This window comes from Pseudomonas sp. P108 (assembly GCF_032613195.1).
Taxonomy (GTDB): Bacteria; Pseudomonadota; Gammaproteobacteria; order Pseudomonadales; family Pseudomonadaceae; genus Aquipseudomonas.
Genome location: NZ_CP126691.1, coordinates 3,742,904 through 3,764,680, shown reverse-complemented (window position 1 = coordinate 3,764,680; position 21,777 = coordinate 3,742,904). Strand labels below are relative to the sequence as shown.

18 protein-coding genes are annotated in these 21,777 nt (G+C 59.3%); 6 read left to right on the top strand and 12 right to left on the bottom strand.

Annotated features, from left to right (window positions below; translation table 11 throughout):
- Nucleotides 1–139: 139 nt before the first annotated feature.
- Both sseB and QOM10_RS16480 read right to left on the bottom strand, forming a co-directional pair.
- On the bottom strand, nt 140–931 hold the full coding sequence (gene sseB / locus QOM10_RS16485) for an enhanced serine sensitivity protein SseB (RefSeq protein ID WP_316916525.1): 792 nt from the start codon (nt 929–931) through the stop codon (nt 140–142).
- A gap of 235 nt (nt 932–1,166) precedes the next feature.
- On the bottom strand, nt 1,167–3,296 hold the full coding sequence (locus tag QOM10_RS16480) for a TonB-dependent receptor family protein (protein WP_316916524.1): 2,130 nt from the start codon (nt 3,294–3,296) through the stop codon (nt 1,167–1,169).
- Nucleotides 3,297–3,484: 188 nt separating this feature from the next.
- On the opposite strand from QOM10_RS16480, the gene ppk2 reads away from it, so the two are divergent.
- Both ppk2 and QOM10_RS16470 read left to right on the top strand, forming a co-directional pair.
- Nucleotides 3,485–4,300, top strand: a complete 816-nt coding sequence (gene ppk2, locus QOM10_RS16475; RefSeq protein WP_316916523.1) for a polyphosphate kinase 2 — start codon at nt 3,485–3,487, stop codon at nt 4,298–4,300.
- 265 nt (nt 4,301–4,565) lie between these two features.
- On the top strand, nt 4,566–4,781 hold the full coding sequence (locus QOM10_RS16470) for a hypothetical protein (protein ID WP_316916522.1): 216 nt from the start codon (nt 4,566–4,568) through the stop codon (nt 4,779–4,781).
- Between the two features lie 5 nt (nt 4,782–4,786).
- Here the strand turns inward: QOM10_RS16470 and QOM10_RS16465 are convergent, their stop codons facing one another.
- Nucleotides 4,787–7,399, bottom strand: coding sequence for an EAL domain-containing protein (locus QOM10_RS16465; RefSeq protein WP_316916521.1), 2,613 nt, complete (start codon nt 7,397–7,399; stop codon nt 4,787–4,789).
- A 221-nt stretch (nt 7,400–7,620) separates the two neighbouring features.
- On the opposite strand from QOM10_RS16465, the gene QOM10_RS16460 reads away from it, so the two are divergent.
- Nucleotides 7,621–9,819 carry an OsmC domain/YcaO domain-containing protein gene (locus tag QOM10_RS16460; protein WP_316916520.1) on the top strand — a complete coding sequence of 733 codons (2,199 nt, stop codon included), beginning with the start codon at nt 7,621–7,623 and terminating at the stop codon, nt 9,817–9,819.
- A 269-nt stretch (nt 9,820–10,088) separates the two neighbouring features.
- Here the strand turns inward: QOM10_RS16460 and QOM10_RS16455 are convergent, their stop codons facing one another.
- From QOM10_RS16455 to QOM10_RS16445, 3 genes are all read right to left on the bottom strand, one after another.
- A complete protein-coding gene (locus QOM10_RS16455) occupies nt 10,089–10,604 on the bottom strand; it encodes a PaaI family thioesterase (RefSeq protein ID WP_127928249.1) in 516 nt (171 codons plus the stop codon).
- Between the two features lie 8 nt (nt 10,605–10,612).
- Nucleotides 10,613–11,770: a GGDEF domain-containing protein gene (locus QOM10_RS16450; RefSeq protein ID WP_316916519.1), complete on the bottom strand. Its 1,158-nt coding sequence runs from the start codon at nt 11,768–11,770 to the stop codon at nt 10,613–10,615.
- 147 nt (nt 11,771–11,917) lie between these two features.
- On the bottom strand, nt 11,918–12,166 hold the full coding sequence (locus QOM10_RS16445) for a hypothetical protein (RefSeq protein ID WP_127928245.1): 249 nt from the start codon (nt 12,164–12,166) through the stop codon (nt 11,918–11,920).
- 169 nt (nt 12,167–12,335) lie between these two features.
- On the opposite strand from QOM10_RS16445, the gene QOM10_RS16440 reads away from it, so the two are divergent.
- The 3 genes from QOM10_RS16440 (at nt 12,336) to QOM10_RS16430 (ending at nt 14,950) form a co-directional block, all read left to right on the top strand.
- Entirely contained in the window at nt 12,336–12,980 is a 645-nt protein-coding gene (locus QOM10_RS16440) for an ATPase (RefSeq protein ID WP_127928243.1), read from the top strand.
- Nucleotides 12,981–13,066: 86 nt separating this feature from the next.
- Nucleotides 13,067–13,408 carry a hypothetical protein gene (locus QOM10_RS16435; RefSeq protein ID WP_316916518.1) on the top strand — a complete coding sequence of 114 codons (342 nt, stop codon included), beginning with the start codon at nt 13,067–13,069 and terminating at the stop codon, nt 13,406–13,408.
- Between the two features lie 900 nt (nt 13,409–14,308).
- Nucleotides 14,309–14,950: a LysE family translocator gene (locus QOM10_RS16430; RefSeq protein ID WP_127928239.1), complete on the top strand. Its 642-nt coding sequence runs from the start codon at nt 14,309–14,311 to the stop codon at nt 14,948–14,950.
- On the opposite strand, the gene QOM10_RS16425 is transcribed toward QOM10_RS16430, so the two are convergent.
- The 6 genes from QOM10_RS16425 to QOM10_RS16400 all read right to left on the bottom strand — a co-directional run bounded on the left by QOM10_RS16425 (nt 14,947) and on the right by QOM10_RS16400 (nt 21,772).
- Nucleotides 14,947–16,140, bottom strand: coding sequence for a GAF domain-containing sensor histidine kinase (locus tag QOM10_RS16425; protein ID WP_316916517.1), 1,194 nt, complete (start codon nt 16,138–16,140; stop codon nt 14,947–14,949). The genes QOM10_RS16430 and QOM10_RS16425 overlap by 4 nt on opposite strands.
- A gap of 139 nt (nt 16,141–16,279) precedes the next feature.
- On the bottom strand, nt 16,280–18,460 hold the full coding sequence (locus tag QOM10_RS16420) for a TonB-dependent siderophore receptor (protein WP_316916516.1): 2,181 nt from the start codon (nt 18,458–18,460) through the stop codon (nt 16,280–16,282).
- Between the two features lie 286 nt (nt 18,461–18,746).
- Complete coding sequence (gene yghU, locus QOM10_RS16415) at nt 18,747–19,586, bottom strand: glutathione-dependent disulfide-bond oxidoreductase (RefSeq protein ID WP_316916515.1); 840 nt, start codon at nt 19,584–19,586, stop codon at nt 18,747–18,749.
- Between the two features lie 258 nt (nt 19,587–19,844).
- Nucleotides 19,845–20,228: a hypothetical protein gene (locus QOM10_RS16410; protein WP_316916514.1), complete on the bottom strand. Its 384-nt coding sequence runs from the start codon at nt 20,226–20,228 to the stop codon at nt 19,845–19,847.
- 54 nt (nt 20,229–20,282) lie between these two features.
- Nucleotides 20,283–20,693 carry a GFA family protein gene (locus QOM10_RS16405; RefSeq protein WP_127928228.1) on the bottom strand — a complete coding sequence of 137 codons (411 nt, stop codon included), beginning with the start codon at nt 20,691–20,693 and terminating at the stop codon, nt 20,283–20,285.
- A 2-nt stretch (nt 20,694–20,695) separates the two neighbouring features.
- Nucleotides 20,696–21,772: an alpha/beta hydrolase family protein gene (locus tag QOM10_RS16400; RefSeq protein WP_316916513.1), complete on the bottom strand. Its 1,077-nt coding sequence runs from the start codon at nt 21,770–21,772 to the stop codon at nt 20,696–20,698.
- Nucleotides 21,773–21,777 lie beyond the last annotated feature (5 nt).

Genomic DNA, 21,777 nt, shown 5'->3' with positions numbered 1-21,777 from the left:
AAGCGTGAACCCGTGTTTCCAACCCGGACTCATAGGATTTGCGATCGCTCGGTTTTGGCAATCGCCGCGATCAAATCAGCAAGTCCGGCCGTGACCTCGGCGGTCTCGTCGAGAACCCAGGGTCCCGGTGCATGTTCAATCACGCTTTACCAAACCCCAGAAAAGAACGCAGTTTATTGCCCCACTTGCGCTCATAGAAGGGCGTGGTTTCCCTGAGAAAGTAATCACTCAGGCCGGCTTCGCCTTGGGACACACGGCACAAATCAACCGGCTCGCCCTGCGGCGCGGTATCCCCGGCAACATTGCCCGCCTCACGCATAACCCGCTCAATATCGCCGTCCGCCTCAATGCCCACGATCAAGTGCGGTTTTTCGTCCACCGAGGTGTCATGCATCAACGCCAGAAACCCGCGCTTCACATTGGAATGTTTGGCGAGCAGTTGCGTGAGCGAGTGGACCATTTGTGACGGGTATTCGGCAGGCTGGCCGAGCAGCACGTTGGTTTCTTTCTCGACCGTGCGTTGCGTGGCGGTCTGGCCAACGGCATCGGCGAGCAAATTGTGCACCTCTTGCGGGAAAAACTCTTTGCCGTACGGCGACTTCGGATTCAGACAGAGCAGGGCGCCCAGTGTGATTTCGAACAACGACCGGGCGGGTATTTCGAGGTAGGTCTGCTCGCTGTCGATGGACTGTTGCAGTGTTTGCAGGGACGAGAAAAACGGGATGACCGGGGTGCCATCCGGTTTTTGCCAATGGGCGATGCTGATGTTGCTGCCGGCTTCGAGATTGACGTGGCCGTCTGCCTCTCCGGCGGTGCCGAGAATGTAAACGTTCGAATTCAACAGAGTGTTGAAAAACTCCGGACGATGTGCCGGTTCGTCGGCGGCCCGTTTGAGGCTTTTTTCCAGCAGGTTTTCTGGTTGGGAATCCATGGTGTTCATCCGTGACTCGTTCTGAAACAGGGCATAGAACATTTACATCGACGCGTGTTCGGCTGACGCCTTCGCGGGCAAACCTGTTGCCACAGGTTTGTGTATAGATCACAAAATTCGGGTACAGCGCAAATCACTGTGGGAGCTTGCCTGCAAGCGATGACGGTAGGTCAGTTAGCTTCTTCGCGACAGATTCGCCGCCATCGCCAGCAGGCTGGCTCCCACAGGGGAGGTGTCAGAGCAAGCTCCACGAAACTCCGACATAAACCCCCATTCCTTCACCCGGAGTAGACCGCGCCGCATCCAGTCCCTTGTCGTCATACCCCGGCGTGACCGTTGCCGCGTAGTGTTTGTTGGTCAAATTACGCATATCCACCCAACCCTGCCAGTCACCCTTCGGCGCGTTGTAACCCAGCGTCGCGCCGAACAGTGCGTAAGGATCGGCGTAGTAACTGTTGGCGTAATCCACCGCAACTTTGGACACCAGTTGCGTATTCATCGCCGCGAAGAAACCCTGCGGCCATTCGTAACGCAACTCACCCTGGTAGTAATGCATTGGCAGACCGGGCAGGCGGTTGTCACCAAAACGATCATCATCTCGATAGTGGAAGTCGCTGAAGGTATACGCCTGACGCAAGCTCAATTGGCGGCCATCAGCAGCCGACCAGAGTTTGCTGTTGAGGCTGGCTTCGATGCCTTGGTGCACGGTCGGGCTGGCGTTCAGTTCATACGGTGTCACCGCATTGGCATCCGGCAGCACCGACAGCAATTCATGCCGCACCTGCGCGTAATACCACGCCAGACTCCATTCGCCGACAGCGCTGTCGCCACGGCCGCCGAGTTCCAGCGTGGTCGCGGTCTGGTTCTGCAGTTTGATCGGGTCTTTCTGCGTGCCGGTCGCGGCGCCGCTGCCGGCCGGGAAACGCACGTTGGAGCTGTAGATCAGCGACCACGGGTGCGGCGCTTCAACCGAGCGGCTGAGGTTGCCGAACACTTGCAGATCCGGGGTGATCTGGTAGCGCAGGCCGAGGCGCGGCGCGTAATCCCAGTCGTTCATGCTGGTTTTGCCGCCGCTTTGCGGGTAGGTCACGTCGCTTTCGCGGCGGGTGTAGATGGCGGCGAGACCCGTAGTCAGCCAGAGGTCGTCGGCAATTTCCAGGTCGTTGCCGAAATGCAGAACGGTGTCGGAACCCTGATAGGTGAAGTTGCGCATGCGCGTGCCGGGTACGTAGCTGGCGGTGTTGGGCGCGGTGGGAATGCGCACGAATTCGCTGGCGCCGTCGTTGGGCAGGTGTTTGGTCACGCGCAGGCCGACGTTGCTGCGGCTTTCCATGCCGAAAATCGTGTCGCGGCGTTTGTAGTCGAAGGTGCCACTGACGTCGGTGTAGGCGACCTTCAAACGGTTCGGACCTTCGCGCAGGTCCATCGGGTAGTCGTGATAAACGAGGCCGGTCTGGATGCTCGAATCGTCGTCGATGTAATAGGTGGTCTTGTTGCCGATGAAGGTGCTGCCCGGCTGTTTGCGGCTATCGTCGCGCGCCACGTAGGACGGATTGGCCGCGCGAGGCGAGTGTTCGATGGAGTGCTTGGTCACGCGGCCGGCGAGGTCGTTGTCGGTTTCGCGGTAGCGGATATAGAAGCGGGTTTCCAGGTTCGGGTTGAAGCGATAACCGAAGTTGGCGATCAGGCCTTTGCTCTCGCTGGCGGTGTGATCCTGATAGCCGTCGGCGTTGGAATCGGTGAGCGACACGTAGTAATCGAAATCGCCGAGCACTTGTCCGGAGCTGACCTGACGCTGCTGATAGCCGTGGCTTCCAGTCGCGTAGCGCACTTGCAGTTTCGGCGCGTTGTAGCCGGTGTGGCTGACGTAATCGATGGCGCCGCCCAAGGCCAGCGAACCGCGATCAAAGCCGTTGGCGCCGCGCAGCACTTCAACGTGATCGACCCACAGCGGTTCAAGCAATTCGTAAGGCGTGCCGCCCGGGCCGGTCAACGGCAGACCGTCGAGCATCGTGTACAGCCCCGACGCGTGAGCTCCCGGTGCGCGGTTGATGCCCGAGCCACGGACCGAGATTTTCACGCCTTCGTTGCCCGCCGACTGCGCATAAACCCCCGGCTGATACGCCAGCACATCCTGATTGCTCGCCACGCGGCCCTGCAATGGCTGGCGCATGTCGACCACGCTGGTGCCGCCGGGCACCTGATCGAGGCGGGCCTTGGCTTCCTCAACAGAGACATCACTGCCGTTGCGATCCTCGGCCGAAATCAGTACTTGCCCCAATTCCAGACCTTGAGTCTCGGCCATCGCCGGGCAGGCGAGCGCCAGGCCAAGCAGGGCGGTGGGCAGGGATTTGGACGACGGCATCGAAAAACTCCAGGCAGGCAAGAACGGGCAATGAACAGTGCGACGTAACAAAGAACGAACGAAACACATGGCAATTTGGCTTTTTGCCCGGCCATGGCAAACGGCACGTCATGAACTAACCTCACGTGTCTGGTGTATCCCGTCAATCAGCACTCTGTTTCTGCATTTATTGGAGAGAGGCCAAGGTCATGGCAAAAGGCAAAAAGAAGGCCGCCACGGCGCCTGAAAGTCCGAAATTGAAAAACAAGGATTACCTCGAGCATTTGCGCAAACTGCACGTCGAACTGGTCAAGTTGCAGGAATGGGTGATTGCCAAGGGCGTCAAGGTCTGCATCGTTTTCGAAGGCCGCGACGGCGCTGGCAAGGGCGGGACCATCAAGGCATTGACCGAGCGCGTCAGCCCGCGTGTCTTTCGCGTGGTGGCGCTGCCGGCGCCGACCGATCGCGAGAAAAGCCAGATGCACGTGCAACGTTATCTGCCTTATCTACCGGCGGCAGGCGAGGTGGTGATCTTCGATCGCAGCTGGTACAACCGCGCCGGTGTCGAGCGGGTGATGGGCTTCTGCACGGACGAGCAGGCGGACAAATTCCTCAAATCGATTCCCTGGGTCGAACACGCCATCGTCCAATCGGGAGTGATCCTGCTCAAGTACTGGCTGGAAGTAAGCCCTGAAGAGCAGACCCGCCGGCTTGAGGCGCGTATCAACGACGGCCGCAAGACCTGGAAACTGACACCGATGGACCTCAAGTCCTACAGCCGCTGGTACGACTACTCACGGGCGCGGGACGAAATGTTCAAATACTCCGACACTGAACATGCGCCGTGGCTGGTGGCCGACTCCAACGACAAACGCCGCGCACGGCTGAACATCATCACCGATGTGCTCAGCCGCATTCCGTATGAGGATGTGAAGCGTGAGAAGGTCGAGCTGCCCAAGCGGCAGAAGCCGGGCAAGTACCGCGATCCGGATTATCCCTACACACGTGTAGCGCAAAAGTTCTGACGAATTGCGTCAGACGCAGGGGAGCTGGCCAGCACAAATCCCTGTAGGAGTGAGCCTGCTCGCGATAGCGGATTGTCTGTGGCGGGTGTGTTGCCTGACACACCGCTATCGCGAGCAGGCTCACTCCTACAGTATTCGGTGGTGTATCCATCATTGCTGATCAGCACAAACCCTTCAGAGGCAAACAGTCCATCCGTCGACTGCGCTGAACCCCTTTGATCCCGTTTCTTTCTATCAAGGAAGTCCTTCACGAGATCATTCCCCGATGTTCAATCAGCGCAAACAAGAAAAACTGGCGGCATGGCGAAAACTGGCGACGCAATCGCAGATGCGTCTGGACCCGGAAGAGCAGTACGACGAGCTGCTCAAGGCCGCCGATGAAATGGAAGAGCAAGGTCTGATCACCAGCGCCGAGTGGCGGCAGTTGGTGCGTGATGCGGGCAATGTGTTTACCGGCGAATCGGGTCGAACACACAGCTGAAACGCTCAGGTTACCCGACCCTTTTTTGATTTCAGCTGTACACCTCTGGAGTCCTGCAACAGCCGCGCAAACGCGACTTTGTCGATCGGCCGACTCATGAAATAACCCTGCACCTCATTGCACTGATCGACCCCGAGAATATCCAGTTGCTCTTCAGTCTCGACCCCTTCGGCGGTGACAGTCAGGCCCATGGCTTTGCCCAGGCCGATGATCGCCTGCACCACCGCGCGATCATTGGTGCCGCTGCTGATCGAGGCGATGAAGCGTTTGTCGATCTTGATCCCGTCAAAAGGATAAGCGCGCAGGTAACCGAGCGACGAGTAACCGGTGCCGAAGTCGTCCATGTTCAGGCGCACGCCGAGTTCTTTCAGGGCATTCATGGTGGTCAACGCGCCGTCGGTGTCGTTGAGCATCACGTTCTCGGTGATTTCCAGTTCCAGGCGACTGGCCGGGAAACGGGTTTGCACCAGAACCTCCCGAATATCCTCGACCACATCGCTGACGGCAAACTGCGCGGGCGACAGATTCACCGACAGCAGAATGTCTTCCGGCCAGCCCAGCGCGGTTTCGCAGGCTTCACGCAACACCCAGCGCCCGAGCGGCACGATCAGATCGGTCTGCTCCGCCAGCGGTATGAACAGGTCCGGGCCGAGCAGGCCTTTGGTCGGGTGTTGCCAGCGCACCAGCGCTTCGACCGAAACGATGTGCTTGCCATCGATCTTGTAGCGTGGTTGATAGTGCAGGATGAATTCGTTGTGTTTGAGCGCATGGCGCAGGTCGTCTTCCATCTGCCGGCGGGTCTGGATCTGGTCGCTCATGTGCGCTTCGAAATAGCACCAGGTGTTCTTGCCCTCGGACTTGGCCTGATACAGGGCAATGTCGGCGTAACGGATCAGGTCGCTGGGTACGTAGCCGTGGCGGCGACTAAGCGAGATGCCGATGCTGGCGCCGATGTGCAGCGGATGATGTTCGAACACCACCGGTTGATGCAGGCTGCCGATCAGGCGGGTGCAGAACTTGTCGATTTCGTGCGGACTGTCCATGCCGTTGAGCACCACGATGAACTCGTCGCCGCCCAGACGCGCGACGATGTCGTGTTCGCGGGTGCATTCACGCAGGCGCGTGGCGACTTCCTGCAGCACGGCATCACCGGCCGGATGGCCGAGCGAATCGTTGATCGGTTTGAAGTTGTCGAGGTCGATCATCAGCAGCGACAGCGGCGGCGCGTGCTCCTTGAGCAGCAGCGCTTCATCGAGATAACGCGCGAGTTTGTTGCGATTGGGCAGGCCGGTGAGGGCGTCGTGCATCGACAGATGCTGGATCTGCGCATGAGCAGCGACTTCGTCGGTGATGTCGCTGGCGGTACCGCGATAGCCGATCACCGTGTGTTTGTCGAAGATCGGCCGGGCGGACAACCGACAGTGGCGTTGCTGGCCGGAGTGGTCACGGTAGGTGCAACGCAAGTCGCTGGTGCTGTTTTCCTCGGTCAGTTTCTTTAACCAGAGCTCGAGTGGCGTGGTATCGCAAAACAGCAGTTGGCCGATGTCTTGCCCCAGCCACAGGGTTTGCGGGTAACCGGTCACTTCGCTGAAGCGCGCCGACAGGTAAGTCAGCGCCAGGTTGCGGTCAACTTCCCAAATCCAGTCGGACGCGGCTTCGGCCACGGCGCGAAAGCGTTCTTCACTGGCTTCCAGCTCCCGGTTGGCGTTTTCCAGTGCTTGATTGGAGGTTTGCATGACGGCAAAACTCTGGTCGACGTACTGCGATGAGCGCAAGGCGTGACGGAAGAAGTACGCGGTCAGCAGCATCAGCACCACAATCGTCGCGCCGAGTGGCGGCAGCAATGACCACAGTAAATGTTGTCCGGGCCGTTCCAGATCAGCGATCAGGCTGTAACCGGTGCTGTCCAGCGGCACGCGAGGGCGTTTCGGGTCGAGCGTATCGTCCAGTGCCAGGGTCAGGTTATTCAAGCCGTAACCGCTGCCGATCAGGCGCAATTTGGTCGGCGTGAGTTTGTCGACGAACACCAGCACCGATGAGGTCTGTGGGTCGCCAAGGGGCCGCTCATCGTTGGGAATGATCGCCGCCGCCGACACCAGCGCCGGCCAGCCTTCGAACAGTGAATAGCGGCTGACCGGTTTGGTCAGATCACCTTGGCCCAACACTTGATCGAGTAACTCCGTGGCGCTGACCTGAACGAACGCGGACAGCTCGGCATCGACCATTTGCCCGCGCACCACCGTGTAAAGGGTGCCTTCGCGGTTGAGGACGAACACGCCGTCATAGCCGTCACTGGTGAACAGGGTTTTGCCGAGGTTCTGCTCGGTGTAGGCCCAATCAGTGTCGACCTGACCGCTCAAATGCTCGTAGGCGGTGGTCCAGTAGGCGTAGCTGGTGATGTAGTTTTTCGAGGCAGTGATGCGGTTTTCCAGCGCGCGAGCCGAGTAAAAGCGGGTTTTGGTGAGCTCTTCGCTGTCCAGGCGCTCGGCGATACCCAGCAAAGCGACCGCCGCCGCAATCACGCCACTGACGAACAGCGCTCCGACCGCGAAGGCCAGGCGGCGAGTGACGGCGCTCTGGCGCGGTGGAAGCGGGGCTGCATAGCTGGAAAGGTCCATGTGCTCGTCCTTGATCCGCTGTCTTCTGAATCTAGAACCACGGCGTGGGCGCAATGTTCAGATTGTTCTCGGCGACTGCTCTGAAAGCGTAGTGAACCCCGCGTGATTTGTCTTCCCAAGTGCAGGACGCCGATCAGCGGCCAATCCCGAAAGGGCAAGACTTCCCGCGCAAAAACCGGATAATGGCCGCCATTCGTTTAGCCGTATTCTGGTAATCCCGCATGGAAATCAAGGTCAACTTTCTCGACAACCTTCGACTTGAAGCCAAGTTCGACGACTTCACGGTGATCGCCGATCAGCCCATCCGCTACAAGGGCGATGGCTCGGCACCGGGACCGTTCGACTATTTTCTGGCATCGTCGGCGTTGTGTGCGGCTTACTTTGTGAAGTTGTACTGCGACACCCGCAACATTCCGACTGAGAACATTCGCCTGTCGCAGAACAACATCGTCGACCCGGAAAACCGCTACAACCAGATCTTCAAGATCCAGGTGGAGTTGCCGGCGGACATCTCCGAGAAAGATCGTTTGGGCATCCTGCGTTCCATTGATCGCTGCACGGTAAAGAAGGTTGTGCAGACCGGCCCGGAATTCATCATCGAAGAAGTCGAAAACCTCGACGCCGATGCCCAGGCCTTGTTGATGCCGGTTGCCGGTTCGGACGCAGGCACTTTCATCGCTGGCAAGGACCTGCCGCTGGAGCAGACCATCGCCAACATGTCGGGCATTCTCGCCGATCTGGGCATGAAGATTGAAATCGCCTCGTGGCGCAACATCGTGCCTAACGTCTGGTCGCTACACATTCGCGATGCGCATTCGCCGATGTGCTTCACCAACGGCAAGGGCGCGACCAAAGAAGGCGCACTGGCCTCGGCACTGGGCGAATTCATCGAGCGCCTGAACTGCAACTTCTTCTACAACGACCAGTTCTGGGGCGAAGAAATCGCCAACGCCGAATTCGTCCACTACCCGGACGAACAATGGTTCAAACCGGGCCCGAAAGACGAGTTGCCGAACGAGATCCTCGACGACTACACGCTGAAGATTTACAACCGTGACGGCGAACTGCGCGGCTCGAACCTGTTCGACACCAACTCCGGCAACACCCAGCGCGGCATCTGCTCGCTGCCGTTTGTGCGCCAGTCGGATAATGAAGTGGTGTACTTCCCGTCCAACCTGATCGAAAACCTTTACCTCAGCAACGGCATGAGCGCCGGCAACACCCTCGCCGAAGCGCAGGTGCAGTGCCTGTCGGAGATCTTCGAGCGCGCGGTCAAACGTGAAATCCTCGAAGGCGAAATGGCCCTGCCGGACGTGCCGCAAGAAGTACTGGAGAAATACCCGAGCATCCTTGCCGGCATCAAAGGCCTGGAAGAGCAGGGCTTCCCGGTGCTGGTCAAGGACGCGTCGTTGGGCGGTGAATTCCCGGTGATGTGCGTGACCTTGATGAACCCGCGTACGGGCGGCGTGTTCGCCTCGTTCGGCGCGCATCCGAGCCTGGAAGTGGCGCTGGAACGCAGCCTCACCGAATTGCTGCAGGGGCGCAGCTTTGAAGGTTTGAACGACTTGCCGCAACCGACGTTTTCTGGTCAGGCGGTCACCGAGCCGAACAACTTTGTCGAGCACTTCATCGACTCCAGCGGCGTGGTGTCGTGGCGCTTCTTCAGTGCCAAACCGGACTTCGAATTCGTCGAGTGGGACTTCTCCGGCCAAGGCGAAAACTCCAACGCCGAAGAAGCCGCGACGCTGTTCGGCATCCTCGAAGACATGGGCAAAGAGGTCTACATGGCGGTCTACGAGCACATCGGTGCCAAGGCCTGCCGCATCCTCGTGCCGGACTACTCGGAAATCTACCCGGTCGAAGACCTGGTCTGGGACAACACCAACAAGGCCCTGCAGTTCCGTGCCGACATCCTCAACCTGCACAACCTGAGCAAAGTCGGCCTGCGCAACCTCGCCCAAGGCCTGGAAAACAGCGAACAGGACGATTACACCGAGATCACCACACTGATCGGCGTCGAGTTCGACGACAACACGCCGTGGGGCAAGCTGACGATTCTGGAATTGCGCTTGCTGATCTGCCTCGCGCTGCAGAAGTACGAGCAAGCCAAGGATCTGGTCGAAGCGTTCCTGCAATACAACGACAACACCGTCGAGCGCGGCTTGTTCTATCAAGCGGTCAACGTCGTGCTGGAGATGGAGCTGGACGAGGATCTGGAACTGGAAGACTACGAGGCTAACTTCCGTCGTATGTTTGGCGATGAGCGTATGGATGCGGCGATTGGTTCGGTTAACGGCAGCGTGCGTTTCTACGGTTTGACGCCGACCAGCATGAAGCTGGAAGGGCTGGATCGGCATTTGCGTTTGATCGAGAGCTATAAAAAGCTGCATACGGCGCGGGCGAATGTGAAACAGGTTTAAGCCGGTTTCACATTGGGTTCGGTGGTGAATTCACCCCTCACCCCAGCCCTCTCCCCTAGGAGAGGGAGCTAATTTGTGGGCTTTTCAAAATCCTGGTTCGACTCGATATCTCAGGTCGGCGTATTTCAACCAGACGCCTCGGTCAGTCTCCTTTCCCCAAGGAGAGGGCTGAGGTGAGGATTTTGCAAAACCCGAGTTCGGCTCGATATCTCAGGTCGGCGTATTTCAACCAAACACCTCGGTCAGTCCCCTCTCCCTCTGGGAGAGGGCTAGGGTGAGGGGCTTTGGCTTTTCCGCCCATGCGCCGCATTCGCCAATTGCCCGGTATCCACTCGCACAAACACCGAATCACCCACGGCGGTGAGGACGTCCCCGGCAAACACTTCACAAATCACCCGCGTCTTGCGCCCGACTTCACCTTCGACTTTCGCCCGTAAAACCAGCGGCACACCCATCGGTGTCGGCTTGATGAACTTGATGCCGAGGTTGCCGGTGACGCAATCAATGCGCGGCAGGCTGCCAGGCTCGCGGTTCTCCGCGCGGTAGTGGTAAGCCATCGCTGTCCAGTTGGAGTGGCAGTCGACCAGCATGGCGATCAGGCCGCCGTAGACCAGATCCGGCCAGCCGCAGTACTTGGCCTCCGGTAGGTGTTCGGCAATCACGTGCTCGCCGTCTTCGTGCCAATGGCTTTTGACGTGCAGGCCGTGCGGGTTGCGGCCGCCGCAGCCGTAGCAAACGCCTTCGGGGGCGGCGAGGTCTTGCAGAGGCGTATCGAGGCTGGACATGGTTTTTATTATCCTGGAGTGGTGAGCCCGGTCAGACGCAAGCGATTGCGCCCGCCGCGTTTCGATTCGTAGAGGGCGGCGTCGCCTTGTTCGATCAGCGCGGTGAGGTTGGCCGGCGGGTTGTCGAACAGGCTGGCGCCGATGCTCAGGGTGACGGCGGCAGTGGTGGGGAATGTCTGCGAAGTGGTGCTGAGAAACTGCTCGCGTAAAGCGTTACCCAACTCCATGACGCGCTCACTCGATGCGCCGTTGAGCAGAATGACAAACTCGTCGCCGCCCAGGCGCGCCGTCAGCGCATTACGCGGCAGCACCGAGCGGATCATCTCGCTCAGGGCAATCAGCAAACGGTCGCCGGCGGTGTGACCGTACTGGTCGTTGACCAGTTTGAAGTTGTCGATGTCGATCAGCAGCAGGGCGCCGGGATGCTCGGGCGATACCTGTTCGAGCAGGCGCGGCGCACGTTTCTCGAGGGCGCGGCGGTTGTACAAAGCGGTCAGTGGATCGCGCTCGGCAAGCCGGGCGATCTGTTTTTCCCGGCGGTAACGTTCGGTGCCGGTCATCGACAAGGCGATCAACATGATTGCCATCGCGCCCTCGACCAGAGAAATCTGGATGATCTCGCCACGAAACGCCGCCAGATCGATCAGCGTGCCGGGGATCACCACGGTCAGGGCTTTGGCCACGTAGAAAATCCCGTGACCGAGCAGTACATAGCGCAACTGCACCGCGCCGACGCTCAACGATTTGCCGTGGGGGCGCAGCAGCGAGCTGGACTTGAGGGTCGACAGCGCCACCAGCAACGAATTGGCCGCCAGCATCACCTTCGACCACAGCGGCCCGTCCGGCAACAACAGCATGACCAGCCAGGTGACGAAGATCAGGTACCAGGCCGACGACAGGCGTATCTGGGTGAAGCGCGCCACGCCGAGCAGGAACAGGAAATGCGCGGTTACCAGCAAGCCGTTGGCGAACCAGATGCCGATCAGCAGAAAGCCGCTGCTGCGCAGCAGGGCCAGGGTGGAACCGACGGTGATGGTGGCGAAACCGGCGCTCCAGAACAGCAGCGAAGGCTCACGAATGCTGCGCCATTCGATCGCCAGATACAGCGCGGCGGCGGCTGCGAGGGCGATGGAAATGGTCAACATCGTAGGTGGGTCGAGCGGCATTTCTTGATGCGCCTGTCTGATTGGCAGTGAGACCGGCGATTGTAAGCGTTCGGGCGGTTTTTTCGCAGAGGTCGCGTTGCCGCGCAGACCACTGGCAACGGGGAGGTCGCGGTTGCTCGCCGCCGCCCCAACCACTGCGCGGACCGGTCATTGCTCCGGCGCGAGCCAGGTGTCGACGACTCGACGATCCAGTTCTTCCCAATAAGCCATACCCAGCACGCGGGTGGTGTTCAGCCCGCGCAGGTAACCGCGTAACTGATTGGCGGTGTCTGTGATGAGCTGCGGGTCGGTGAGGTTTTTGTCCAGCAATATGCTTTCGTACTGGACCAGGTACTCGGCCACGCGCTCGCGGAAGTCGGGCAGAACGGCGTCTCGGATCAGGTCAAACGTTCTCAAGGAAGGTTCCTCATGGGTCTTTTTCTACTTGTATTGAGTGTGTATCAGTCTGCACGTCGCGCAACTATTGCTAGAAGTAATAGTGACCATCAAGAAACGCAAGTTCTGCTTTGTCGGCAATCGGCGGAAAATCGCCTCCATCGAACACGCAGCTCAAGGAATTTGCGCGATGAACACATTGACCCGACTGGCTATGGTCGCCCTGCTGACGGGCGGAGCACTCTTCACTGCACCGACGTTCGCAGCCGACGCCGGGTCGTGTCACTTCCAGACCCTCACCGGCAGCAGCGCGACATTGCAGCATTCGCAAACCGTCGGCGTGTTGCTCAGCGAGAACACCCTGGACAACCTGCAATACCTTGAGCGTTACCACGACATGGCGGTCAACGGCGCGAAAGATGCGCTCGACTCGCGGATTCGTGAAGCCTTCGTCAGCAGCTCCGATCCGGAACTGGCCATCGACTGGCTGGTGAGTTCGCTGCAACAACAGTTCTTGTCGGTGACCGTTTACGACAACCTCGACGCATTGGTACAGGCGCATCCCGACGTGGTGGTGAAGCTCGACACCTTCAATCGCTTGCTGACGCAGCAAAACAGTCTGGTCGAAGCGCGCTTCACCGCACGTTTCTACGACGCCGACCTGCAATACATCGGCAAGGCTGAAGGCGCCGTCGAGAAACAGCTGCCATCGGTCTGGGTGCATCACCAGGCGGCACCGGCCATTGCCGCGCAGATCGACAAACAGCGTGACCTGCAACTCAACGCTTTGAGGCAATTCGATGTGTCGCTCAAGGCGCTGGTGGCGTCGAGCTGAACACTTAAAACATGAATGGCGACGGCGGCTCCGTGAGGCTGAACCGTTGCCGGTTGAACCGAACCTTTATTTTCAGGATGACACCGATGCGTCTTTTCTTTGTGCCTGCTCTGGCCGTTGCCTCTTTGCTGCTCGCTGGTTGCGCTTCGGCGCCGAACAATCCGAGCCTTACTCTGCAGACCAGCAAGACGCCTGCGCAATACGCTGATTGCGTGGTGCCGAAGTTGCAGGGCAGTGCGTTGAACCCGACGGTTTCGCAGACTCAGCGTAGTTACCGGATTGTGGTGCCGAGCAAGATTTCGGCTGACAACGTGCTGGAGGCTTACAAGGCGGGTAGTGGCGGCAAGGTGTTTATCTACGAGCGGCATTTGTTGGCTTCGAATCTTTTGCCTTCGAGTTTTGAGCGGGCTGCGCAGGATTGCATCTGATTTTCGCTTTTGTACGTATTTGACTGAGCTCCTTTGGTTGGCCGCAACCAACCAATTTTTTGCCCCGCGCCCTTATGTGGCTGCGGGGCTTTTTTTTGTTTGGGCTTGGCGGCCTTTGGGCCGACCGTGCTCGGGGTGTTCTTTGTGAATATCCGTTGCTGCGGTGATGGCTTATTACGGTTTCGCCCTTACGGCGACTCACTTTTTTTCAAACGCCAAAAAAAGTAAGCAAAAAACGCTTGCTCCTGCGTGCGGCCCGCTCGCTGGGGCTCGGGGTTCCTTCGCTCCGGGATCGATCCGGGCGCAGCGCCTACGGTTTGCTTCGCTGCACCTCCTCTCGCTGTGTTTGGCTGCGCCAAACGGTCGCTGCGCTCCCACGCCCGGATCAATCCCTCCACTCAGCCTGCCGACGTCGCCCGGGGATCAAGATCAAGAGCGGCAGCCGAGCTAACGCTCATCCTGTTGAGTGGTGAGGAGCAGGGGGTTCGGCTTTTGATCTGGTTCGGTCTTGAGTTCAACTGGGTATTTCATGTCGGTGTATTTCTCGCGAATCACCTCGGTCAGTCCCCTCTCCCTTTGGGAGAGGGCTAGGGTGAGGGGCTTTTGGTCTGATCTGTTACTGAGCTTGAATCCAGCTCGATATTCCATGTCGGTGTATTTCTCGCAAATCACCTCGCTCAGTCCCCTCTCCCTTTGGGAGAGGGCTAGGGTGAGGGGCTTTTGGTCTGATCTGTTACTGAGCTTGAATCCAGCTCGATATTCCACGTCGGTGTATTTCTAAAAATCACCTCGGTCAGTCCCCTCTCCCTCGGGGAGAGGGCTAGGGTGAGGGGCTTTTGATCTGGGCTATGCAGCCGGTTGTTGTAAGATGCGGCAACTTCAATCTTGCGAGCAGCGAAAATGGATTCTCACTCGATATTGACCTTCACTCTGGTCGCCGCAATTGCCATCGCCAGCCCGGGGCCGGCGACGCTGATGGCGATCAATAACAGTCTCGCGCATGGGCAGCGCAGCACGATCTGGTCGTCGCTGGGTAATGCCAGCGGTCTGTTCTGTCTGTCGGCGGCGGCGATGTTGGGGTTGGGGGCGTTGTTGGCCAGCTCGGAAATCCTGTTTAACGCAGTGAAGATCATCGGTGCCGGGTATCTGTTCTACCTCGGCGTCAAGCAGCTGTTCAAGAAGGGCCCGATGCTCCCGGAGGCTATCGAGGGGGAGGCGAGCAAGGGGCGGCCGACTCGCGGCAAGCTGTACAAGTCGGCGTTTCTGACGGCGGTGACCAATCCCAAGGCGACGATGTTTTTTACCGCGTTGTTCCCGCAGTTCATCGATCAGGGCGCCGCACTGTTGCCGCAATTTCTGATCCTGACCTCGATCTTCATGGCGTTGTCGGTATCGTCACTGAGCGTCTACGCCGCGCTGGCCTCGCGGGCCAAGGGCGTGTTGACTCGTCCGGCGTTGTCCCGTTGGGTCAGCCGGGTGGTCGGGTCTACGTTTATCGGTTTTGGCGCGGCGATTCTGACGATGCGTCGGCAGACCGCTTAAACCCATTTGAACCGGGCCGGGAATCTCGCCACGAAGCAGGTTCCCGACTCGGCGCTTGAGGTCACGCTCAAAGTGCCGTTGTGTGCCATCGCTATCTGCGAGGCGATGTAAAGCCCCAGTCCCAAGCCCTCGCAACGTTGCCCGGCTTCGGCGCGGGAGAAGGGTTCGAACAGCAGGGGCATCAGTTGCTCAGAAATCGGTGTGCCCTGATTGGTCAGGGAAATCACGATCTCGTCGTTTTCTGCACAGGCTTTGAGGACGATCGGTGTGCTGTTCGAGCCGTGGGTAACCGCATTGCCCAGCAGATTGGAAAGCAACTGGCTGATCCGCAGCGCATCGCAATAGACGCCTGCCGGCACATCCAGTTCATGGATGAAATTCGCCTGCGGATGGGACGCCTGAACCTCGGCAAGGGTCAATTGCAGGGTGTGCTGCAAGTCATCCACCAGCTTGCGCTGCACCGGAATTCCGCCGCCCAGTCGTCCTCGGGCAAAGTCGAGGATGTTTTCGATCAACACGCCCATGCGCACCGAGCTGTTGCGAATCGCCGCAATCAGGTTGAGTGAGCGTTTGTCTTCGGTTTTGCTTTGCAGCAGGTCGGCGCTCATACGCACCGCGCTCAGTGGTGTGCGCAGGTCATGGCCGAGTACGGCGATGAACTGCTCGCGCAGGCGCCCGAGTTCATTGGCGTTGTTCAGCTCGATTTGGGTCGCTTCCAGATGGCGTTGCGTGTCCAGGTTCATGGCGATCAATTGAGCGAACAGGGTCAGTGTTTTGGTAATGGCCGGTTCATCGATATTGGCCGGGACCGAGTCGATGGCGCACAGCGTGCCGAAGAAGTCGCCGTTGGCTTTGACGATGGGAATGGAAATGTAGCTTTCCAGCCCATAGGTTTTCGGCGTGTGGTGCAAGGAGAAGATCGGGTGCGTGCTGGCATGACCGAAGATCACCGGCTGCTGATGCTGGCGAATCTCATGGCAGATGGTCGATTCGAGCACCAGTTCGCCACCGGGTTTGAGCCCGAAATCAATCGAGTCATCGACGGCGCATGCCACCCAGTTGCTTTCGGTGACCCGCGCGACCGCAGCGAACCGCATGCCCGTGAGGTGTTTGACCATGCTCAGGATGACCGGCACCGAGTCAATACTGCGGATGGCTTCGATGTCGGGTGCAAAGTCCGGGTTGGTCATGGGGCGATGCTTTGTGATGAGTTCGCTCAGAGACTATCTGGTATTGCCGTTCATGACTAATGCGGCGGGCGGAAAAAACAAGGGCGCCGCGGATTTCCGGGCGCCCTTGGTATCGGTTGCGCAATTGATCGTCTGTAACTCAGAACTTGTACTTGGCAGTCAGCATGTAGCTGCGTGGGTTGCCATAGTTATCGTTGGAGCCCCACGTGACATTGGAGCCAATCGCGGAGTAATAGACGCGGTCAAAGATATTGTTCGCATTGACCTGCAGATCCAGGTGTTTGTTGACTTCGTACCCGGCCATCAGGTCGGTGACCGCATAGCCACCCTGTTCCAGGCGGTAGCTACCGTTATTGGCGAGGGCGACATCGTTGTACATGCGGCTCTGCCAGTAAACGTTGCCACCCACGCGCAGGTGTTGCAGCGGACCCTGAAAGCGGTACACGGTGGACACTTTGAACAGATGCTCTGGCGTGTCGGTTTCGAAACGCTGATTGTTGTTGGCCGGGTTTTCGTCCTTGATGTAGTGCGCGCGGGTGTAGGTGTAGCCGGCGCCGACCTGCCAGTTGTCGGTCAGGGCGCCTTGCAATTCCATATCGACGCCTTGGCTGCGCACCTTGCCCGATGAGTTGTAGCAGGTCATGACCGGGCAGCCGAACTGGTTGTCGGCCAGAGTGGAACGGCCGGTCTGGTCCATCTGGAACACTGCCAGACTGGCGTTGAGGGCGCCGTTGAAGTACTCGCCCTTGATGCCGACTTCGTAGTTTTCACCGACGATCGGGTCGAGCACTTTGCCGCCGAGATCCTTCTGGGTCTGCGGGGTGAAGATATCGGTGTAGCTGGCGTACACCGAGTGGTGGTCGTCAAGTTTGTAGATCAGGCCGGCATAGCGGGTGAGGTTGCGGGTGACCTTGTTGTCGCCATCGCCGGAGCGGTCATCGTAGTCATACCAGTCGAGACGGCCGCCGAGGATCAGCGTCAGTGGATCGGCCAGGCTCAGGCGGGTGGTCAGGTACACGGCATCCTGGGTGGTGACGTTGCGGGTTTTGCCGTCCCGCACGAAGTCAGGTTTGGGTGCGCCAATCGGCCAGGCGGTGGTGTACGGGTCGTATTCCTTGGTGGTCGCGTCATACACCCGGTTGCTGGCGCCGACGACCAGTTCGTGGCTGCGGCCGAACGCTTCGAACGGGCCACTGGCGAACACATCGAGCGAGCGCTGCTTGTCAGTGTGATGGGATTGATAGGCCGTGGTTTCCAGCGGGCCGGCGTAACGCGACAGGTAAGTCCCGGAGAACTCGCCGTCGAGGGTTGAGGTCGAGCCGGCAACGTGCAGTTTCCAGTCGTTGTCGAAACGATGTTCCACTTCACCGAACACGGTGTCGATTTGCAGCTTGCGGTTTTCCCAATCGGTGCCCGGGTAGGTAGAGCGGGGCAGATCGAGGTGATGGCCATTGGTGCCGATCGGCAGGCCGCCCCAGAAATAGTTGGTTTGTTCATTCTGCCGCGAGAAACCGAGGGTCGCGGTGGTGCTGTCGCTCAGGTCGGCTTCACCGATGGCGTAGAACAGGCCATGGTCGTTCTCTTCTTTGTCGCGGAAACTGTCGGCGCCCTGATAGGAGCTGACCACGCGACCACGCAAGGTGCCGCTTTCGTTCAACGGGCTGGAAGCGTCGATCTCGCCACGGTAGTCATCCCAACTGCCGGCGGCACCGGTGAGGGTCACGCGTTGATCGGCCGTCGGGCGTTTGCGCACCAGGTTGATCGCCGCCGAAGGGTTGCCGGCACCGGTGACCAGGCCGGTCGCACCACGGACGATTTCGACGCGGTCGAACATCGCCAGGTTCGGTTGCACCGCCATCGAGAACGGCGAGTACGAACTCGGCAGGCCGTCGTACATGATGGTGTCGATGTCGAAGCCGCGCGAACTGTAGGTCTGCCGGCCCGGGCCACTGGCCTGGCTGAGGAACAACCCCGGCGTGCCTTTCACCACGTCGTTGATGCTGGTCATGTTCTGGTCGTCCATCCGTTGACGGGTAATCACCGTCACCGCCTGAGGCGTTTCGCGCATGGTCAGCGAAAGTTTGGTCGCCGTGCGCATCGGGCCAGTGGTGTAGGACTGGGTGTCCTCGGTGGTGCTGCTCATCTGGGTGGCGCCGATTTCGGTCGCGTCTAGCTCCAGCGTGCCGGTCGCCGCGGCTTTTTCAGGCGTGGCGGGCGTTGTTTCATCGGCCAGTGCAGGTGCGACGCTGGCCATGCAAATGGCGAGCGCCAACAGGTTGGGTGAGAGGTTTGCGCGGCGGTGTAGGGTGTGAAACGACATCAATCTGCTTCCCCAAATGATACGAAAACGAATTAAGTGCGAGTGCTTGTAGGAATTATTCGCATTAGTGTGTCAGATCATTCCGGGTGAAGAAAGCCGTACGGCTCAGTTAGTTAATGAATTTTTCACAATTGACCGGAGGCTCTACCGCGAGGGATTGGCAGGGAAGTGGAGTTTTCGGGGGCGTGCGAGGGGTGAATAAAGGCGCAGCGGCCCGGCGCAAAAAAAACTGCGCCGGCGCTGCTGATGGGGGACGCTCAGCGGATGAGCGTGAGGTGAAAAGGGCTCAGTTCAGATCTTCGGCCTGGTGCCGCTCGGGCACTTGAGTCGCCTCATCGCCCCACGTGCGATTGACGCGTTGCCCGCGAATGACGGCCGGCCGTTGGGCGATCTCCTCTGCCCAGCGCTGTACATGGGTGTATTCGTGGGCCGCGAGAAACTCGGCGGCGGAATAGACATTGTTGCGCACCAGTTGCCCGTACCACGGCCAGACCGCGATGTCGGCGATGGTGTAACGGTCACCCGCCAGGTAAGTGCTTTCGGCCAGACGTCGATCAAGCACATCCAGCTGCCGCTTGGCTTCCATGGTGAAGCGGTTGATCGGGTACTCCATCTTCTCCGGCGCATACGCATAGAAATGCCCGAAGCCGCCACCCAGATAAGGCGCTGCGCCCATCTGCCAGAACAGCCAGTTCAACGTTTCGCTACGGCCGGCCGGGTCTTTCGGCAGAAAAGCACCGAACTTTTCCGCCAGATACAGCAGGATCGAACCCGATTCGAACACACGGATCGGTGGCTCGACGCTGCGATCCAGCAGCGCCGGGATTTTCGAGTTCGGGTTGATCTCGACAAACCCGCTGGAAAACTGATCGCCCTCGCCAATGCGGATCAGCCACGCATCGTACTCGGCAGCGCTGTGCCCCAGCGCCAGCAGCTCTTCCAGCAGAATCGTCACTTTGACGCCGTTGGGCGTGGCCAGTGAATACAGCTGTAACGGGTGCTTGCCCACCGGCAGGGTCTTGTCATGGGTCGACCCGGCAATCGGCCGATTGATACTGGCGAACTGGCCACCGGACGGGGCTTCGTTTTTCCAGACCTGGGGCGGAACGTACGGCGCTTTGCTCATGTAAGGGGCCTCATCGTTGGCGAGTGGAAAAATACCTGCTGAGAATGGACAGGACACCACAGAACCCGCTTGCTGTTCCAGAGCGCGATGGATTTCTGTGCTTGCAATTGCCCACGGCACTGAGACTGGCCAAATCACCACGGCCGTTTGAGAACTGCGCCAATAGCACAGCCTTCAGGACATGGCTGAGCGAAGCGATGAGCGCTTGCTCGCGTCAGCACGACGGTGGTCTGCTGTGCGATTGAGCGGTCGCGTCATTCATTTCGCGCGCATATAACGTACCCATTCGCTGGCTTTTCTGAAGCCATAAAACCCCAGGATCGAGACGGCGATGACCGCGATCATCGGCCCGATCACACCCAGCCCTGTGGTCATCTGGGCGTAAGCAGCGAGGGACAGGCCAAGCACCGCATAGCCGGCGAGGTACTTCCTGTAAGCGATCAAGAGCATTGGCGCCATCAGGACGACAAACAGATGAGTGGCGATGGTGATCAGTATTTCTGCGATCAATTGAACAGGCACGCTGCCCATGGATGCCTGAGCCATGGTTATTTCGGCGTCATACAGAAATATCTGCAACGCAATGACAGGTATCGCGGCCATTACCAGCGCAAGGAAAGCCGCTTTTTTTGAGAGTTTCATCTGATCTCGGGTTTCCAAAGGGTGAAGCAACGTCTGATGAAGAATCTTTCAGGCTCAGCGCTGCGGCCATTGATCCTTGATTTCAAACCACGGCGCCTTCGACGTCACTTCGACGTGCTGCTGTTTTTCCGTGGTGAACGTCGTGTCCAGCGTGCCCAGGGCTACCGAAATCCAGTCGCGGCACTCACCCTGATTGTTTGCCCAGAACAGCGACGAGCCGCAGTTCAGGCAAAACTGGCGCTGTACCGATTGCGAAGACTGATAGGCCTTGAGCTGTTCGGCGCCCTCCAGCAGTTCCAGGTTCTGACGCAGTACGCTGCCATAACTGGCAAACGCTGCGCCGTGGCTTTTGCGGCATTGGCTGCAATGGCAGTGCGAAAGCGCTTTGGGCCGTGAACGGATCTGGTATTTCACTGCTCCGCACAGGCAGCTGCCCCGGAAGGTCTGAGGGGAGGGCGTGAGCATTGTTATCGGGGATCCTGGTAAGTGATGGCTGGTTTCAAGCGGTCAGGTGAAGGCGCCAGAAACCCGGTAATCAGGGAAATCACCTGTTGCTGGATCTCTGCGCGTGGGCGGCCGCCCTCGCCATCGGTGCAGATGATGCTGTCGCCCGGTACATCCTCGTCGAGCATGGCCACGGCGCCAGGTTTGCAGATTGCCATGAAACTGAAGTGACTGGCGTCGCTGATCTCGACGAAACGCGACGAGGTTTTTGGCAGGCGTTTGGCGAGGTCGACGGATTCCAGTTGAGCAGGCAGCTCTTTCGATGGTACGCCGGCAGCGATCACCAGGATCGGCACGGGGTAGTTTGCCAGGCTTGCATCGGTCATCCCGCGCGACAGACCCAGGTCCAGTGAAACCACGGCAGTGACGCGCTTGTCGCGCCAATCGGCGGCCAGTCGGGCTTTCGATTGCGCAGTGCTTGCAGTGTTCATCTGTAGGTACGCCGTGCAACTGGCCAGTTGCGGATGGACTTTGCAGTCTTCGGCAAAACGCTCAGGGTCGAAGCGTGCGCCGCCGGCTTCGAGCACGGTCCAGCCGCCGAGAGAATGGCCGACGATGGCAATGCGATCCTTGGCCACCGCGCCGAATTTTTCCGGTTGCGCCGTCACCGCGTCGATGGCGCGGCTGAGGTCGACGGGGCGCTGCCACAACTGCGCGGCGGCTTGTGGGCTGCGATCGCGGCTGGTGGTGCCGGGATGGTTGACTGCCGCGACGATGTAACCCTGATGCGCCAGCGCACTCGCCAGCCAGGTCTGGTTGATCCAGCTTCCGCCATTGCCGTGGGAAATCACTATCAAGGGATGCTCGCCCTTGGCGGCCGGGGCGTCGAGCACCGCAGGGGCGCCAACGAAGACCGGGTTGTCGCCGAACAATTGCGGCGTCGCATCGGTGGTCGCACTCGGGTACCAGACGACCATTTCCACTGGGCGCTCATTGCGCGGATCCGCCAGCGTGGCGTATTGGAAACCGACGGGTCGGGTGTCAGCGAATGCGTAGCTGCTCAAGCAGATCAATAGCAGCGCGCCGAGAGACTTTTTCATTGTTG

Coding starts and splice junctions, on each gene's coding strand:
- sseB (WP_316916525.1), bottom strand. CDS start 931: ATGGATTCCCAACCAGAAAACCTGCTGGAAAAAAGCCTCAAACGGGCC.
- QOM10_RS16480 (WP_316916524.1), bottom strand. CDS start 3,296: ATGCCGTCGTCCAAATCCCTGCCCACCGCCCTGCTTGGCCTGGCGCTC.
- ppk2 (WP_316916523.1), top strand. CDS start 3,485: ATGGCAAAAGGCAAAAAGAAGGCCGCCACGGCGCCTGAAAGTCCGAAA.
- QOM10_RS16470 (WP_316916522.1), top strand. CDS start 4,566: ATGTTCAATCAGCGCAAACAAGAAAAACTGGCGGCATGGCGAAAACTG.
- QOM10_RS16465 (WP_316916521.1), bottom strand. CDS start 7,399: ATGGACCTTTCCAGCTATGCAGCCCCGCTTCCACCGCGCCAGAGCGCC.
- QOM10_RS16460 (WP_316916520.1), top strand. CDS start 7,621: ATGGAAATCAAGGTCAACTTTCTCGACAACCTTCGACTTGAAGCCAAG.
- QOM10_RS16455 (WP_127928249.1), bottom strand. CDS start 10,604: ATGTCCAGCCTCGATACGCCTCTGCAAGACCTCGCCGCCCCCGAAGGC.
- QOM10_RS16450 (WP_316916519.1), bottom strand. CDS start 11,770: ATGCCGCTCGACCCACCTACGATGTTGACCATTTCCATCGCCCTCGCA.
- QOM10_RS16440 (WP_127928243.1), top strand. CDS start 12,336: ATGAACACATTGACCCGACTGGCTATGGTCGCCCTGCTGACGGGCGGA.
- QOM10_RS16435 (WP_316916518.1), top strand. CDS start 13,067: ATGCGTCTTTTCTTTGTGCCTGCTCTGGCCGTTGCCTCTTTGCTGCTC.
- QOM10_RS16430 (WP_127928239.1), top strand. CDS start 14,309: ATGGATTCTCACTCGATATTGACCTTCACTCTGGTCGCCGCAATTGCC.
- QOM10_RS16425 (WP_316916517.1), bottom strand. CDS start 16,140: ATGACCAACCCGGACTTTGCACCCGACATCGAAGCCATCCGCAGTATT.
- QOM10_RS16420 (WP_316916516.1), bottom strand. CDS start 18,460: ATGTCGTTTCACACCCTACACCGCCGCGCAAACCTCTCACCCAACCTG.
- yghU (WP_316916515.1), bottom strand. CDS start 19,586: ATGAGCAAAGCGCCGTACGTTCCGCCCCAGGTCTGGAAAAACGAAGCC.
- QOM10_RS16410 (WP_316916514.1), bottom strand. CDS start 20,228: ATGAAACTCTCAAAAAAAGCGGCTTTCCTTGCGCTGGTAATGGCCGCG.
- QOM10_RS16405 (WP_127928228.1), bottom strand. CDS start 20,693: ATGCTCACGCCCTCCCCTCAGACCTTCCGGGGCAGCTGCCTGTGCGGA.
- QOM10_RS16400 (WP_316916513.1), bottom strand. CDS start 21,772: ATGAAAAAGTCTCTCGGCGCGCTGCTATTGATCTGCTTGAGCAGCTAC.